General features: G+C 65.0%; 13 protein-coding genes. 2 read left to right on the top strand and 11 right to left on the bottom strand.

Annotation, left to right across the window (positions count from 1 at the left end):
* Positions 1-323: 323 nt before the first annotated feature.
* From ACWELQ_RS02710 to ACWELQ_RS02675, 8 genes are all read right to left on the bottom strand, one after another.
* Positions 324-1451, bottom strand: coding sequence for a phage tail tip lysozyme (locus ACWELQ_RS02710; protein WP_452395288.1), 1128 nt, complete (start codon positions 1449-1451; stop codon positions 324-326).
* Between the two features lie 119 nt (positions 1452-1570).
* Positions 1571-1825 carry a hypothetical protein gene (locus ACWELQ_RS02705; RefSeq protein WP_452395287.1) on the bottom strand — a complete coding sequence of 85 codons (255 nt, stop codon included), beginning with the start codon at positions 1823-1825 and terminating at the stop codon, positions 1571-1573.
* A 458-nt stretch (positions 1826-2283) separates the two neighbouring features.
* The gene (locus ACWELQ_RS02700) at positions 2284-2589 is read right to left on the bottom strand and encodes a WXG100 family type VII secretion target (RefSeq protein WP_452395286.1); all 306 of its coding nucleotides are present in this window, start codon (positions 2587-2589) and stop codon (positions 2284-2286) included.
* An 18-nt stretch (positions 2590-2607) separates the two neighbouring features.
* Positions 2608-2964 carry a hypothetical protein gene (locus tag ACWELQ_RS02695; RefSeq protein WP_452395285.1) on the bottom strand — a complete coding sequence of 119 codons (357 nt, stop codon included), beginning with the start codon at positions 2962-2964 and terminating at the stop codon, positions 2608-2610.
* Positions 2965-3333: 369 nt separating this feature from the next.
* Positions 3334-4434: a 3-oxoacyl-ACP synthase III family protein gene (locus tag ACWELQ_RS02690; protein WP_452395284.1), complete on the bottom strand. Its 1101-nt coding sequence runs from the start codon at positions 4432-4434 to the stop codon at positions 3334-3336.
* A gap of 162 nt (positions 4435-4596) precedes the next feature.
* Positions 4597-5670 carry a phage tail tip lysozyme gene (locus tag ACWELQ_RS02685; RefSeq protein WP_452395283.1) on the bottom strand — a complete coding sequence of 358 codons (1074 nt, stop codon included), beginning with the start codon at positions 5668-5670 and terminating at the stop codon, positions 4597-4599.
* A gap of 404 nt (positions 5671-6074) precedes the next feature.
* Positions 6075-6518, bottom strand: a complete 444-nt coding sequence (locus ACWELQ_RS02680; protein WP_452395282.1) for a hypothetical protein — start codon at positions 6516-6518, stop codon at positions 6075-6077.
* Between the two features lie 240 nt (positions 6519-6758).
* Entirely contained in the window at positions 6759-7487 is a 729-nt protein-coding gene (locus ACWELQ_RS02675; RefSeq protein WP_452395281.1) for a MerR family transcriptional regulator, read from the bottom strand.
* A 192-nt stretch (positions 7488-7679) separates the two neighbouring features.
* On the opposite strand from ACWELQ_RS02675, the gene ACWELQ_RS02670 reads away from it, so the two are divergent.
* Complete coding sequence (locus ACWELQ_RS02670) at positions 7680-8036, top strand: DUF1707 SHOCT-like domain-containing protein (RefSeq protein WP_452395280.1); 357 nt, start codon at positions 7680-7682, stop codon at positions 8034-8036.
* An 8-nt stretch (positions 8037-8044) separates the two neighbouring features.
* Here the strand turns inward: ACWELQ_RS02670 and ACWELQ_RS02665 are convergent, their stop codons facing one another.
* Complete coding sequence (locus tag ACWELQ_RS02665) at positions 8045-10399, bottom strand: tetratricopeptide repeat protein (RefSeq protein ID WP_452395279.1); 2355 nt, start codon at positions 10397-10399, stop codon at positions 8045-8047.
* A gap of 138 nt (positions 10400-10537) precedes the next feature.
* Positions 10538-12055 carry an amino acid permease gene (locus ACWELQ_RS02660; protein WP_452395278.1) on the bottom strand — a complete coding sequence of 506 codons (1518 nt, stop codon included), beginning with the start codon at positions 12053-12055 and terminating at the stop codon, positions 10538-10540.
* A gap of 188 nt (positions 12056-12243) precedes the next feature.
* On the opposite strand from ACWELQ_RS02660, the gene ACWELQ_RS02655 reads away from it, so the two are divergent.
* Positions 12244-13290: an SPFH domain-containing protein gene (locus ACWELQ_RS02655; RefSeq protein ID WP_452395277.1), complete on the top strand. Its 1047-nt coding sequence runs from the start codon at positions 12244-12246 to the stop codon at positions 13288-13290.
* 92 nt (positions 13291-13382) lie between these two features.
* On the opposite strand, the gene ACWELQ_RS02650 is transcribed toward ACWELQ_RS02655, so the two are convergent.
* On the bottom strand, positions 13383-15740 hold a 2358-nt coding region (locus ACWELQ_RS02650; protein WP_452395276.1), incomplete at its 5' end, for an NAD-glutamate dehydrogenase domain-containing protein.

Genomic DNA, 15740 nt, shown 5'->3' with positions numbered 1-15740 from the left:
ACCGCCGATCAGGTTCGAGCTGCCCCAGTAGGCGGGGAACAGCGATCCGGACCGTGATCTCCCCGCGGCTCATCGTTGCGGGTCCGTGCACTTGGTGCCGGTGTGCGGGAACTCGATCCACCACCCACCGACCGTCGCCGACACGGTGGAACCGGCTCACTCTCCGTCGAGGCCCAGCGGGGTTCGAGGATGATCAGCCAATCCTCCTCTGGATCATGCGATTCCGATGTTTCCATACCGCCCATCATTCCGTGAGACCAAGGAGAATGAGGGTTCCCAAGGATGGGAAGAGTTAACCGTCGATAGTGGTGGGGATTTCGGCTTCAGACGGACTGCGCACGGCGGTACGCCTTGAGCAGTTCCTCGGCGTGTTCGCCACGTTGGCTGGTGTTGGCTCCAGAACTGATCTCGTAATCCCGGTCGAAATACTCGGCCACGCTTTTGGCATTCATTGGGTTCGCGTTGACCTCTGCGGCTGCGTCCTGGAAGCCACCACCATACAGTTCCTTGACCATGTAGTCGAGTTGCGTTCTCCAGTCGCCGATATTCGCGCCCGCGAATGTGTGAAGTCCCGACCTACGGTTGAAACGCCATTGGAACAAGCCTTCGGCTGTTCCCTCGTCTCCCTTGGCCGAAACGTCGAGACTCGACTCGAACTCCGCGTTGGATATGATTCCCGCGGCTTGTTCCGGAGTGAAGTGGTGTTCCTGGATGAGATATCTCATCATCGCCATCGCAGTGGGCGGGTCCCCCGTGGGAATTATCGCTGGTCTGCCGCCCCCGGGTCCACGGCCTCCCGCTCCGGCGCTCCAGGGGGTACTGCCACTGGGGAAGAAGGAGCCTGGGAATGATACCGGTGCGGCGAACTCGGGGGTCGAGGTGAAATCCGGGGTGCCTTTCTGGATATTGGTCGCGGCGGCAGCTGCCTGATCGGAAACGCCGTGGACGTTGTTGTGTGCGGTGTCCAGCGTATTCCAGACCCCCGTGAACAAGCCGTCGACGATGTTCTTCGGCAGATAGTCCTCGATGAGTTTCCCGGCGTCGTCATACCTGTGCTGTACCGACCCGAGCGAAGCCTTGATCTTCAGGTTCAGATCGCGGACGGCGGCATCGGCGGCATCGTAGGCGTTCGTCACGACATCGCCGATTCCGGCGGTCTGCACGACAATGCCTTTATCGGTCGCCTGGATACCCGACACGGCCTTGCGGATCGCCCCCTCGTGGTCGTTGTACTTCTCGATCATCGCTGACTGGTCGTCGGGTTTGTCGATTCCCTGTGCGCGCAGTGCGGCGCGCAGGTCGGGAGCCTTGGACGGCGTACCCGACCCGAGCATCCGGATCTCGTTCTGGATGATGGCCTCGGCGGCTTTGAACAGCCCCTTCAAACCTGCTGGTGCGCAAGACGGAAGCGGGTCCAGACCATCCAGTAGCCGGGTGCCGTCGGGGCTCATCGGAGCCTCACGGTGATCTGGGCGGGCAAGGTTCGCACCAGTTCAATGGCAGTAACTAGCTACGCCGATAAGCTACCTTATGTCAGTTTGAGAATGGCCGTGGATGCGGGAGTTGCAAACTACCCTGCTCCATAAAACTGGACGCGATCCATCGGAAGCGGTGCCCCGAGTTCGTGAACACGATCAACAGCCTGCATCAGATGACGCTTTTCGGTGAGGTAATGACCACTTTCGCCGGTCATCTTCATCAGTCTGCCGCTACCGGCCTCGAGCACGCCTGCAGCGGCAACAGGACCACCGGCAAAGAAGCTCGAATGCTGAAACTCATACCGCTTCGAGAACTGAGACGCATAGAAATTTCCATCACCATCCACGACGAAGCAGGCTAGTGCCCCTTCGAGGTCTGTGCAGGTCAGCTTGCTGAACCTCCGCAGCGAGTTGCGCGGCGGTACCAACCTGCTTCAAGAAACTGGCGAAGTCGACAACGTGAGAGACGGTCTCAGCGAAGCAGGCCCAGCAACGATCTTCCGACGCCTAATACCGAACCGACGAAGGGCAAGAGATTCGCCAGATTGAGTGGGCCAGGAGGGTTCCCGTCTGAGCTATTCCCTTAGAGATCAACGACGTTCGAAGGCGTGCGGCTCAACGCGGCGCCCCGGTGCCTCAGCGCGGTATGAGCGATAAATTCTCAAGCGGTAGTTTCGAAGGCTGTTCCCATGGTTTTGGGAAGCCCGGAAGCTGGCTGAACACGTATAGACCCTCGATTTTCTCGAGGGTCTATACGCCTACGGCGGGCTTGCCCGACCGCCGATTGATTAACAGGTGACCGTGGTTACGTGAGGCTTCCCTGCATCCTGGCGGCATTAAGCTTGTCTACATGAGTGAGACCTCCCCCAGCCTGCAGGATGGCATTGTTCAAGGAAGTAAGGTGTTCCTGAAGGTGTGTCCCATCGTTATGGAAACGATTCATCCGTGCTTTATATACACCTTCGGTATCGCCTTGGAATCCCAAGTCACTGAGCCGCTTAGCGAGACCCATGATTCGAGTTGTCGTGCTCTGCATCTGAGCCACGATATTCTGGAGGTTAGAGTGGTGATCGTCAAGGCCCTGTGAGTTTACCTTGATGATTCCTGACATTCTCTTTCCTTTCGCGAACTAGGCGGTTGCCCAAGAGGTATCGATCTTGCCAGCGCCGTCGCCGACCGCCGCGCCGCCGCTGGCTGCGGTGGCGCGAACAATGTCAACGCCATCCTGGTCGGCTGCATCGTAACCGCGGCTAGCGGCGTGGAGGCTGCTAATGATGTCCAAAAGGTCCTTCGACGTTTTTCCCGCCGTATCGACAGCCTCGTTCAGCATTTGCGTGGCCGCGGTGGCTGCGGCGCCGGCGAAGATCTGGGGGATTTCGCCCTGGGCCGCGCTGAGCTGCTTTGTGAGACCGTCCAGGACGCCCCTTTCAGACTCCGAATCAGTGGCGATCTTATCAATGTCATCAGTAATGGCTTGCAAGGCCATATGCGAATCCTTTCGAATGGAGACGGGGATTTCGTCCGGGTCGAATCGGCCGGGAACGTTTTCGTGGGGATCAGTACTCTCACTCGCTCATCGTCAAGCGCCTACGAAGCGGAGGATGGCCTGGGGCTTCTGCGACCGGTCCGACGGACGGTGTCTGCTCAGAGGCTCACGCTGCGCCTCGGGAACGACTGCGACAACCATGAATCCGTCTCCTAGCGAAGGACTCGTCGATTCAAATCGAGCGACTTGGCGTTAACGGTATTTCATTCCCATAGTTGAGAAACGCCCTGTGGTGCGCGATGAGGTGACGACCGCAGGCAGGACGCCATCTCTCTCGGCAAGAGAGCTTCTGATCTGCGCGGCGCGGCGTCACAGCCGAATGATGTGTGCGCCGTACTGGAGGTTCGCGCCGATCGCGGCGAGCACCACCGGGTCGCCCGAGCCCAGGGCGACAGTGCCGGCCCGGACCTCCTCGGCGAGGAGGATCAGCACGCTGGCACCGGAAGTGTTGCCGTAATGGTCGACGTTCACCGGGGCTCGCGAGGCGGTCGCGCCAAGGTCGGCGGTCAATTGCTCGACCAGACGTCGGTTGGACTGGTGCAGATAGAAACGCGAGATGTCGTTGGTCTGCAACCCCGCCTCGGTGAGGGCCTGACGGATCGTCTTACTCAGTGCCGGCGCGTACGCGTCCGCTACCCGCTTCCCGATGATGTGGACCGCGAACTCGGTCATCGCAAGCCCGGGCGCGCCGGGTGGGCGCAGATTCCCGCCTGCCCGTTGCACGGCGATCTCGAAGTACTCGTTGCGGGTGACCGCCGAGATCAACTCCGAGGGGCAGTCGTCTTGCCCGCGGGCCAGGATTGCCGCACCCGCGCCGTCGCCGAACAGCAGTGCGGTCAGGAACGCCTCGTTGTCATTGCCGTCGTAGCGCAGTGAGTCGCGATAGGTCTGGCTGTCGAGCAGCGGGGAGACCACCTGCACCAGGACGACCGCGACTCGTTCGCGAACTCCGCTGAGAATCATCTCCTTTGCCCACTGCAGGCCGAAAACCGCTCCGCCGCAACCGACATCCACGTGCATCACCGGGGCGTCGGGGCGCATGCCCACACGATGGTGCAGCAGTTGCGCGTCGTTTCCGAAATGTGGTGCGTCAGGTGTACTGGTGCCGACGATAAGGGCATCGAGCTGGGATGCGTCGATTCCGGCGCTCGTCAGCGCCTCGACCAATGCGGCCTCCGCCAGGATTCCAGCGGGACCCGGCGGCTCACCGTAATCGAGCGGAAAGCGGGGACGGCCTGCCGCATCGTCGAAGTCGACACTGAAACGCCGCTCACGGATGCCGGTCTTCGCCTCGAATTCCCTTGCGGTCCACGGCTTCTTCGCAGGACCCGGAAAATGCGCGAGCAGTCGATCATTGGTGACGATGTGTGGCGGGACGGCCGACCCTACCCCGGCGATGCGGACTTTCATGACTCTCCGTGCTCCAGAATGGCTTCCACGCACCCGGACTCGGGCCTGACGCGGAATGCGAGACGCGCGGACAGTACCAATCAGTTGCTTATGTTGAGCAAAACTATTCCCAGCCTTGGGAATTCGACCAGCTCCCCGCGAACCGGCTGTCCAACCTGCGCATCACAGGGCGACGTTCGCCAGGTTGGCGGCGAGATTGACAGCGTTGGCCACGCGCAGGCCGCGCGCTTCGCCCGAGCTGCGCTCGTAGTACTTGTCGAATGCGAACGCGGCGGCGTCGGGGGTTTGCGCCGCGCGCAGGTGAGCGTAGGCGGCCGACTCGCCGCTCTGGAGTTCGCTCATCATGAAGTCGACCTGCGTCTGCCAGTTGGTGACAGATTTCCCCTGAGAGGCGGCGAATCGTTCGAGGTCTCCGCGGCGGCCGCCTTCCCACTGGCACAAGCCGATTGCGCCCTCGCCGCGGTTGTAGGCGGCGGTATCGAATCCGGACTCCACCTGCATATTGCCGAGGATTCCCGCGGCTTGGGCGGGTGTGAATCCGTATCGATTGATGAGGTACTGATAGATGTCACTGGCCTGGACCCGCATCCCGGCGGTGATGTGTTGCGCGTTGATCGGTTGACGGCCACGAGGCGCATGATTTCCCGCCGGAGTACCGGTTCCGCCGGGGTAAAGTCCGCCTCCGCCGAGGTACGGGAATCCGCCCCCCGTCGAAGTTGTCGGTGCGGTGGAGCCTTGGCCGGGAGCCGCGCCCGGAGCGGCGACGCCGCCCGCATGCCCGGACAGTCGTTCCGCAGCGTCGAGGACGGCCTGCTCCGCCTCTCCTGTCGCAGCGTCGATGTCGCCCACCGCGGACAACTGCTGATCGACGGGGGGCTTGTCCGGAACGCCGGCGATGATGTCTCCGATGGTGTTGCCGAGGCGCGTGACCTCGTCGTGCACGGTGTCGGCAACCCGCGCGGAGTGAGCGGCGATATCGGCGACCCGCACGTCCAGCGAACCCAGATCCGTGCGGTACTGGTCGACCTGCTCTTGGTTCGCTTCGTACTGGGATGCCATGTCTCCGCTGAGCAGTGGTGCCGGACCGGTCGTCTCCAGGGATTTGATGGTGACTGTGCGCGCGGAGCCGGTGCCCAGCGCGGCCAGCAGGGCATCGAATACGGCTTGGGCGTGGGAGATGTAGGCGTCCAGGATCGGCGCGTCGGGCCGGTGCGGCAGGCTCACCGTGGCAGCCATGACTCCCCTTTCCGCAGCAGCCCCTCTCCCCCGGCGAACTGCAGCATATCCACGAGGCGAACATCCAGGGGCCGAGATCTTCCCAGCACTGGAACGAGTGGGCGCGGCGGTTGCCCCGCGAACGACCTAGAGTGTGCTTTGTTCACATCGGGGCGGGTCGCACCTCAGACTTGCGATCCGCCGATATCACGATGGCGTCCGTGAACGGGCTCGGACTTCACCCCCTCGTGTCAGACCCGAGACCTTTCATGGCGTGGTCCTGCCGGCAGCAACCGGCCGGAGTCGACTGCCTTCGTGACGATCGCCGTCCCGGTAAATTTCCTCCCTCCCATGGCCGGGACGCACAGGTGTGACACGAATTCGGGCGGCCGCACGCGTGCGGCCGCCCGAATTCAGTTGGCGCGCTATGTCAGCACACCGTCGATACACAGGCTCGCAGAGCGCCAAGTCCGCTGCGGGCGAGGTGATCCGGCGTCGAATCGCCAGTCGGTAACCGACCCGGCCGACCGCCAGAGCAGAAAGCCCCGAACGTCCACCACCTCGTACAGGTCATCGGTGCCTTCGATCAGCTGGCTGCCGACACAGTAGTCGTTGTAGTCGGTGCCGGGCTGGCGTGCGCCAGGACTGAACTGGCCCTGGGGGTTTCGGGTTGCGCCGGGACTGTACACGGTACTGCGGCGAGCGGGATCGGGCGCCGAGGTCCAGTGCGCCATCCCCTCGGCGTGACAGGTGAAGGCCCATCCGCCGGCATAGACCGTACTGCCTGGCTGATAGGCCGCACCCGCCCACAGGCACACCTCGGGAGGGATGGCCTCGGCGGAGGCAGCCGAGGCCGTGCCGAGGCCCACCGCGCCAACTGCGAGGAGAACTGCCGCCAGGGAATTCCGCCATCGCGCCGAGGTGGCAGTTGTACTGAGAGTTCGAGTTCGAGTACGGGCCGAGGTCGTGGCCATCGACGTCTCCGTTTCACCGTGGTTCGTGCCGCGCCGACGCCGAATGACGGCGCACTGAATTACGACATTTAATGTACCGTTATATAGCGGCACGATAGATGCAGCACACAGCCACACATGGGAAGAGTCGATAGATCAGGCGTCGCGCAAGACTTCGGAGACGTCGGCATCCTGGTCGAGGTGGCGTTCGACCTGCCGGGTGACAAGGTCCGCAACGATGCGGCCGGACAGCGTCCGGATCAGCGATGCGCGCTCAGAGAATTCCGCCACGTCCTGCGGCTCGTGTGCCGACGCCGCGAAGGGCTCCCAGGCGAACTGCCGCAACAGGTCTACGAACCGGCGGGCCATCCGATCGCAGTCGGCGCCGAGACGTTCCAGCTCCCGGAGAATGTCGGTGTTCGGCACCCCGACGCCGGCGAGCCGGTCGACGAACCCGACGAGTTCCGGATCGGCGATCCGATAGGTAGTGGCATCAACCGGGGCGTAGAGCCCCGCAGTGACTACGCGGGCCAGTCCATCGGGCACATCGGCGAAACGTTCCTGCAGTTCGGTCGCCGGGACCGAATCAACGGCGTCAGCGGGGCTTTGAGAATCGATCTCGGCCACGCCGAGAACAGCGCCCAGGTCGTCGCCGCGATCCCAGGCCGCGAGCAGTTCCTTGATTCCGTTGAGCTTGATGCCCCGGTCGAGCAGCCGACTGATGGTGCGCACCCGATTGAGGTGATCACCTCCGTAGTAGCCGGTGCGACCGCGCACCTGTGGTGGCGGTAGCACGCCACGCTCGTGGTACACGCGGACGCTGCGCACAGTGGTGCCCGCCGCCCGCGCGAGCTCGTCGATGGTGTACTCCACCCCACCTGCCATGGATATAGGAAACCACACCCGACCAGCGTGTAGCGCGATCCGGTGTCACATCATGTGTCGTACCGATACACAACGACCTGTTTTCCTGGACAGGAAAGACTCCCGCGCAACGGCCGCGTGATAACAGAAACCCTTCCCGCCCTTGGTAATTCAGGATTCGATCTGGGACATCCGCGGTTCTATTCTGTCCCGATGAGCCATCCACAGCGGGTGCGGGTCAGCGCGCTCGACCGCCAGCACGCACTGCAGGAACTCGCAGCGCACCTGTCCGTCGGGCGGCTCACCCTCGACGAGTTCGAGGACCTCAGCGCTGAAGTGTGGAGGGCCGAGACCATCGGCGCGCTCGCCCGGCTGTTCGTGGATCTTCCGGCGCCTCCACAGACATCGCCGCCCGCGCCGAACTCTGGCCTCGTGGCCCGCCGGGCAATGGCCGTCGGGGCAATCGGGATTCTCACGGTGGCGCTCTACTTCCTCCTCGGCACCTGGATGTGGCCGCTGCTGGCCGGGCCGGTGGTGGCGGCGGCAGTCGTCGGGCTGCGCGCCCGCTGACCGGACCGCTACATAAGCGTTCGTGGCCGAATGTGATTAGCGAGATCGATCAGCCGATACCGGTGCATCCGATCGGCGGTGCCGCGCGCTAGCGCGCGCAGACAGGACTCGAGACCGTTCTGCAGGCCGCTCACTGTGAAGGGATGACCGAGTATCGATGCGTCGGGCCGCTCAGGTCGCCCGCCGCCCCGCAGACATTCCAGGGCGGCGCCCAGCACAACAACGCGTAACTGTTGCGCGCGCGGCTCTTCGGCCAGTTCCTCCAGCCGGGCTGCGGCCGCCGCGAGATCGGTGTCGGTGATCTCCGCGACCGGACGCGAGACCAACAGCAGGCATCCGGTCAGCCGCGTCACCGCGAAATGCCGGGAAGTTGACGGCACCTGATCGAGTATTTCGACGGCGGCCGGAGTGCGGCCCTCGGCCACGTACAGGCGGGCCAGTCCAGCGGCCGCGCTGACCACGCCGTGATTGACTCCCCACACGATGCGATAACACTCGATCGCCAGCTCACGCCAGGCGCGGCCCCTGCTCTCGGAGGTCGTCTCGGAGCGGAGTTCGGCGGTGGCCGCGAGGGCCAGCAGCGGGGCGATCTCACCCGGGATCATCGAGTAGACCGTGTCGAAATGTGCATGCGCGCCGTCGATGTCCGCGTCGAGCAGTGCGGCGATCCCCCCGTACCACTCGATTCGCCAGTCCGCGCCGTAGTTCGGGCGCAGTTCGTCCAGCAGTTCGTGCGCCGGGCCGGTGCGGCCGAGGTCCAGATTGGCCCGGACGGCGGTGAGCGCACCTTCGAGCTCGTAGGTCTCGGGGGCGGGTATGGTCCCGGCCAGGATGCGGCGGTGGGTCCGCTGCAGGGCATCGAGCGCGTGTACCGGCTCGCCGTGCAGCAGGGTGGACAACAACGCGGCCGAGGGATCCTCGCTGTCGATCCGCGGCACTGGTAGTGCCGCCACGATGTCGCTGGGATCGAGTCCTGGGTGCCGGGGGACGCCGCTGACAATGCCGTCGGTGCGCGCGATCAGCGCGTTGATGCCGAAATCGCCTCGCAGTGAACCGAATTCGATAGACGACTGCGGGTGTTCGGCACCGGAGTCGGTGGCCAGCGCCATCCGCAGCACACCGGCAAGCTGGCAGTACATGGAGTACGCGGAGGGAAAGCGTCGCGCCGGGTCCGCGTCGGTGGCGCGCCGCAGCAGCCGATGCAGGCCCGGATAACGGCGCAGCGCCCGATGGTCCGCGGGATCGAGGTCGCCGAGCAGGAATTCGCCGTCGGGCCCGCGTGGCAGTTCGAGAACCAGTGCGGCGAGGGTGCGGCCGACGGTGTGTATGTCGGAGGCCACCGTCGGCCCGGTCTCGGTGATCTCCGAAGCCTGGTAGCCGGGAGTGCCGTAGATGCTGCCGAAGGAGTCCATCGCCGCTACCGCGCCCAGGTCGATGAGCTTGACCTCCTCCTCGGTGACCATGATGTTGTCGGGTTTGAGATCGTTGAATGCGAGACCCAGTGAGTGCAGGTAGTCGAGCGCGGGTAGCACTTCCATGATGTAGGCGATCGCCTGGGCCACTGGGATACGGGCGGGCCGATGCTCGTCGAGGATGGTTTTGAGGGAGTGCCCGCCCACGTACTCCATCACGATGTAGCCGTCGGGTTTGCCGGACCGGCTCGCGTGCTTGACGAAGTTGTAGATCTTGACGATTCCGGGGTGCGCGACCTCGGACAGGAATTGGCGTTCGGCCAGCGCCACCACGTGGGCCTCGAAATCGAGGGGATTCTGCAATCCTTTGAGCACCACCCAGCGGTCGCTGACATTTCGGTCCACCGCCAGATAGATCCAACCCAGCCCACCGTGCGCCAGACAACCCTGTACCTCGTACTGGCCGGCGACGAGATCGCCCGCGTCCAGTGCCGGACGAAAATTGAAGGGCGAGCCGCAATCCGCGCACTCGCCCACCGTAGTGGCGGGTATGTCCGGGCCCCGTCGCCCGACCGGACGGGCGCAATTCCAGCAGAACCGTTTGGGTTCGGGCACTTCGGCGTGTGCGAGCACCACCTGCCGGGGATCGTCGGCACGCCTCCGCGGCAGCTCCACCAGGCCGCCGCCGAGCCGTCGCACGCTGGGCCTGGACCGCCCGCTGCGGCCCGAGCGCATTCCGGAGTCGAATCCCGTCTCGCCTGCGGCTGATTCGCCGGGTAGCGCCTCGGAATTCGGACCGACCGGGGCCGCGGGCGGGGCGGGTGTGGTCGATCCGGGTCGCCGGGTCGCCCAGGGGTTCGAGACCGGTCGCGGCCCCTCGGTTCCGCGCATCCGCCGGTTTGCCCAGGGATGCGGCACCGGCTTGTTCGCCGTCCCGGGTTGCTCCGGCATGGAAACCTCTCGCGCACACCATGAAATCGAGGCCTCATTCTCCGGTCCCTCCGCATGGCGCGCGCGTGCGATGTTCCCCGCGGTGGGAAATAGCACCGCCCCCGACCGTCGACGGCCGGGGGCGGTGTGTCCGTGAAATCAGTCCTCGGTGCTATCGGTGACCACGGCGTCCTGCAGCGGGCGGCGGCGCCGTACCGCCACTACGGGATATTGGCCGGTGAATCCCTCGCGTTCAGCGGCTAGGCGCTCGACCCGTCCTCGTGCCAGACACCAGCCCGAGACCAGTAGCGGGACCATCACGATCAGCGTCGCCAGCACCGCTCCGCGCTGAACATAGTCGCCGCTGAATGCCATGAGCGCGATGATCCCGGCCAGGAAGACCAGCGTCGCGTAGCTGGTGTACGGGGCGCCGACGAGCCGGAACGCGGGACGCTCGGCCCGTCCCTGCCGCCACCACCGATACAGCTGCAACTGGCAGAGCACGATGGCCGTCCACGACGCGATGGTGCCCAGGGCCGACATGTTCAGCACGATCTCGAATGCCTGATCCGGTACCACCGCGTTGAGCACCACACCGATGAGGGCGATCGCGCCGGTGGCGAGGATGCCGACGTAGGGGACGCCGGTCCGCGACATCCGGGCGGCGAGCCGCGGGGCGCTGCCGTTCATCGACATCGAGCGCAGGATGCGCCCGGTCGAGTAGAGCCCGGCGTTGAGGCTCGAGAAGGCCGCGGTGAGCACAACCAGGTTCATGATCGAACCGGCGGCGGGCACACCGAGTTTGGTGAAGAAGGTGACGAACGGGCTCACCCCCGCGTGGTAGGCGGTGTAGGGCAGCAGTAGTCCTAGCAGGACCAGCGAGCCGACATAGAACAGGGCGATGCGGGCGATCACCGAGTTGATGGCCCGCGGCATGATCTTCTCGGGGTTCTCCGTCTCGCCTGCCGCTGTTCCGACCAATTCCACTGCGGCGTAGGCGAACACCACGCCGGTGGTGACCAGCAACAGTGGTGTCGCGCCGACCGGGAACAGGCCGCCGTTGTGGGCCAGGACGCCGGGGCCGGTGGACGCGCCTTCGATGGTGAAGCGCCCGATCAGGAATATCGAGCCGACGGCAAGGAAGAGCACCAGCGCGATCACCTTGATCAGTGCGGCCCAGAATTCCAGCTCACCGAACCAGCGCACTGAGATCAGGTTGATGCTCACGACGATGGCCAGCGCGATCAACGCGATCATCCACTGCGGCACTGAGCGGAAGGCTTCCCAGTAGTGCATGTAGGTGGCGACTGCGGTGATGTCGACGATGCCGGTCATGCACCAGTGGAAGAAGTACATCCAGCCGACTGCGAAAGCCAGCTTTTCCCCGTAGAACTCGCGTGCGTAGGAGACGAACGACCCGGACGAGGGCCGGTGCAGCACCAGCTCGCCCAGTGCCCGCAGGATGAAGAAGACGAACACACCGCAGACCCCGTACACCAGGAACAGTCCCGGTCCGGCGCTGGCCAGGCGGCCGCCCGCGCCGAGGAACAGGCCGGTGCCGATGGCGCCGCCGATGGCGATCATCTGCAGTTGCCGCGGGCGCAGTGATTTGTGATAGCCGGCATCCTCCGCCGCCAGCGCGTCGGCCGACGTCTCGGGAGGTTGAACGGTTGTCATGGTGGTGACCTTTCAGGTGACCCGTGTCATATTCCGAACAATGTACCGTTATCTAGCGGCACATTCAACAGGTGCTTATCGCTCGCGAGAGGGGACAGGTCGAGCGGTGAACAGGTCCGTCGCTGAGAGGTAATGATTGATCGTGCCGTTATATATCGATACGCTCGATGCGGAAACTATGATGGAGCATGAGTATGGCGTGGTTCGAGCGGGAGTTCATCGCGGTCCCCGAGGAGGCCAAGAACCAACTGGTGTTCAAGTGGCCCGACGTCAATATCCGGCGCTTCAGCCGGGCCATGGTCAACGCCGACGAGACGGCGCTGTTCCTCAAGTCGGGCCGGGTGCTGGCGGTGTTGGGGCCGGGTCGGCACCGGATCGACGCGGACGAGCTCCCGGTGCTCGGGTCGGTCGTCGACACCCTGACCGGCGGCAACTACTACCGGGCGGAGTTGTATTTCGTCTCCTCCCGGGAGTTCACCGGCTTTCGCTTCGGCGGTCGGCTCACCGAGATCCTCGATCCGGTCAGTGAACAGGTCGTGTCGCTGCGGGCATTCGGTGAGTTCGCGGTGGCGGCCCGCGACCCGGCGGCGCTGATCACGATGCTGACCGGCACCGGCGCGCTCGCCGATCGTGACGCGACCTCCTCATGGTGCGGTGAGTTGCTGTTGAAGGCCATGAAAATTGCCGTCACACAAGGCGTCTCGCGTGGTGAGTGGCCAGTGCTCGGCATGTCGGCCGAACTACCCGCCATCGAGGCCGCGGTGCTACACCAAACCAATGTCGCGCTCTACGAGTACGGATTGCGGATCCCCCGCCTGGGCAATTTCGACATCGGTCTGGTCCCCGAGGACGCGGATCGGCTCAAGCGACTCGCCAAGGACACCACCTACATTCGACTCACGGGCGACTTTCAGCGCTACGCTGCGGGCGAACTCGCCCTCGGCGCGGGCCAAGGGCTGGCCCGCGGCATGCCCGACACCACGTATCCGGTGGCGGTGGGCGGTACGAGCCTCTGGCAGCAACACCCCTACCCGAGCCCCTGGACAGTGCTGAGCGCCCCGACGGGGACGAATTGTCCGCGCTGCCTGGTGACCAATGCGGAGGATGCGCAGTACTGCACCGAATGTGGTGCGCAGATGCGCACACCCGCGCCCCGGGCGTGCGCGGTGTGCGCGAAGGAGCTGAGCGAGAGTGCGCGGTTCTGCGGTCACTGCGGTACCGCCGCCGCGCGCTGACTGCATATCGATTGTCCCGCTGCGTCATTCGATCGCGTTCTCAGGGAGGATCGAGCGGGTCCGGGCCGCCGCAGTCGGCCCGGACCGGCTCATCAGGAATGCGCGGGCACCAGGGTCAGCACGGCCGACTCGCCGCCGCCGATCAGACTCCGCACCTGCCGGGCGGCCACCGACAGTGTGGCCAGATCGAAATGGTCGGTGTCGAGGATCTCGGCCAGGGCGGCGCGGGATCTGGCGAGCCGGGACCGGTTGGTCGACTCCCAGAACTGAATCTGCTCCGAAGGACCGCCCCCGGCCTCGGTGACCCGCAGGACATCGATGGTGAGCGCGCGCAGCGAATCGTAGAGATCGTCGCGAACCGCCAGCCGCGCCAGCGCCGACCAACGATCACCTCGATCCAGATCGGCCACCGCCGCGAGCAGGCGTGCAATGTCGAAGTGCCGGTCGAGGGCGTAATAGAGATCCACCACCTCACGCGGATCCCGATGCGTGATCTCTGCGATGTCGATGACGTCCAGCAGGGGGAACCGGTAGATCAGGGCGAAGACCTCGGCGGCGAGGTCGGTCGGCGCGCCGCCCTCGATCGCCGAGCGCGCGACCGTATGCAGTTCATCGGCCACCCAGGCCGGCACCACCGCGCCGATGTGGCGCACCCGATCGCGATAGCGTGCGATATCGGCGCCGATGGCGATCGGTTGCGGGCGGTTTGTCAGCAACCACCGGGACCCACGGTCGAGCGTGCGCCTGGTCTCCAGGATCAGCTCGTTGCGCACCGCGTCGGGCATCGGTGTGTCCCGCAGGCGCCGCCAGAGGCCGGGCAGGTCGAAGACCGCGGTGACGGCGCTGAAGGCCCGCACCGCGTCGCCTGCGGTGACGCCCATTTCCTCGACGAGCCGGAAGACGTAGCTGGCGCCGCCGTAGTCGACCACCTCGTTGACGACCGCGGTGGTGACGATCTCACGCCGCAATGGGTGCCGTCGCATGGCCGCGCCGAATCGGGCGCGCAGCGGTTCGGGGAAGTACGCGGGCAGGGCCGCTGCGAGGGCGGGATGGTCCGGCAGGTCACCACCGAGCAGCTCATCCTTCAGCGAAAGCTTCACCCGCGCTGTAAGATTCGACAGTTCCGGTGAGGTGAGGCCGATGCCGACCTCCATCCGTCGGCGAATCTCGACCGGCGACGGCAGCGCCTCGAGGGCACGGTCGAGGCCGCAGCGCCGTTCCAGGTCGTCGATCAGGCGGCCGTCCACCGCGATCATCGCTGCGGCCTGCGCGCGGGCAACGGCGAGATGGGCGTTCTGGGAGATGTTGTCCTGCAGCACGAGTGCGGAGACCTCGTCGGTCATCGACGACAGCAGCGCAGTGCGATCGGCGGCGCCCAATGCACCGCCCGAGACCACCCCGTCGAGCAGAATCTTGATATTGACCTCGTGGTCCGAGCAGTCCACGCCGGCGGAATTGTCGAGTGCGTCGGTGTTCATCTTGCCGCCGTTCAGACAGAACTCGATGCGGCCCAGCGCCGTCACCCCCAGATTGCCGCCCTCGCCGATTACTTTGAGACGCAACTCCTTCGCGTTCACGCGGACCACGTCATTGGATTTGTCACCCACCTCGGCATCGGTCTCGGCACTGGCCTTGATATAGGTGCCGATGCCACCGTTCCAGAGCAGATCGACCGGTGCCAGCAGGATGGCGCGCACCATGTCCGGCGGGGACAGGGTCTGCACCGCCGCACCGAGCCCCAGGGCCGCGCGGACCTGTGGGGAGACCGGGATCACCTTGGCGGTGCGGTCGTAGACGCCGCCGCCCTCACTGATCAGCGCGCGGTCGTAGTCCGCCCACGAGGAACGGGGCAGCTTGAACATGCGCTCACGCTCGGAGAACGACACGGCCGCATCGGGATCCGGGTCCAGGAAGATGTGCCGGTGGTCGAACGCCGCGACCAAACGGATGTGCCGCGAGAGCAGCATGCCGTTGCCGAACACGTCACCGGACATGTCACCCACACCGACGACCGTGAAGTCCTCCGACTGGGTGTCGATGTCCATCTCGGCGAAATGCCGCTTCACGCTCTCCCACGCGCCCTTGGCGGTGATGCCCATGGCCTTGTGGTCATACCCCACCGAACCGCCCGAGGCGAAGGCGTCACCCAGCCAGAAACCGTAGGACTGGGCAACATCATTGGCGATATCGGAGAAGGTGGCGGTGCCCTTGTCGGCGGCCACCACCAGGTAGGTGTCATCGCCGTCGCGGCGCAACACCCGAGCGGGCGGCAGCACCGCGCCCGTCGCGCGATCCACATTGTCGGTGATGTCGAGCAAGCCGGAGATGAACGTCCGATAGCAGGCGATGCCCTCACCTTGCAGGGCTTGGCGATCGGCGACCGGATCGGCCGTGGCGGCGGGCGGATTCTTGACCACGAAACCGCCCTTCGCGCCGACCGGCACGATGAC

It is taken from the genome of Nocardia sp. NPDC004722 (assembly GCF_053601505.1).
The sequence above is the reverse complement of the archived record's forward strand: the minus strand, read 5'-3'. Positions and strand labels throughout refer to the sequence as shown.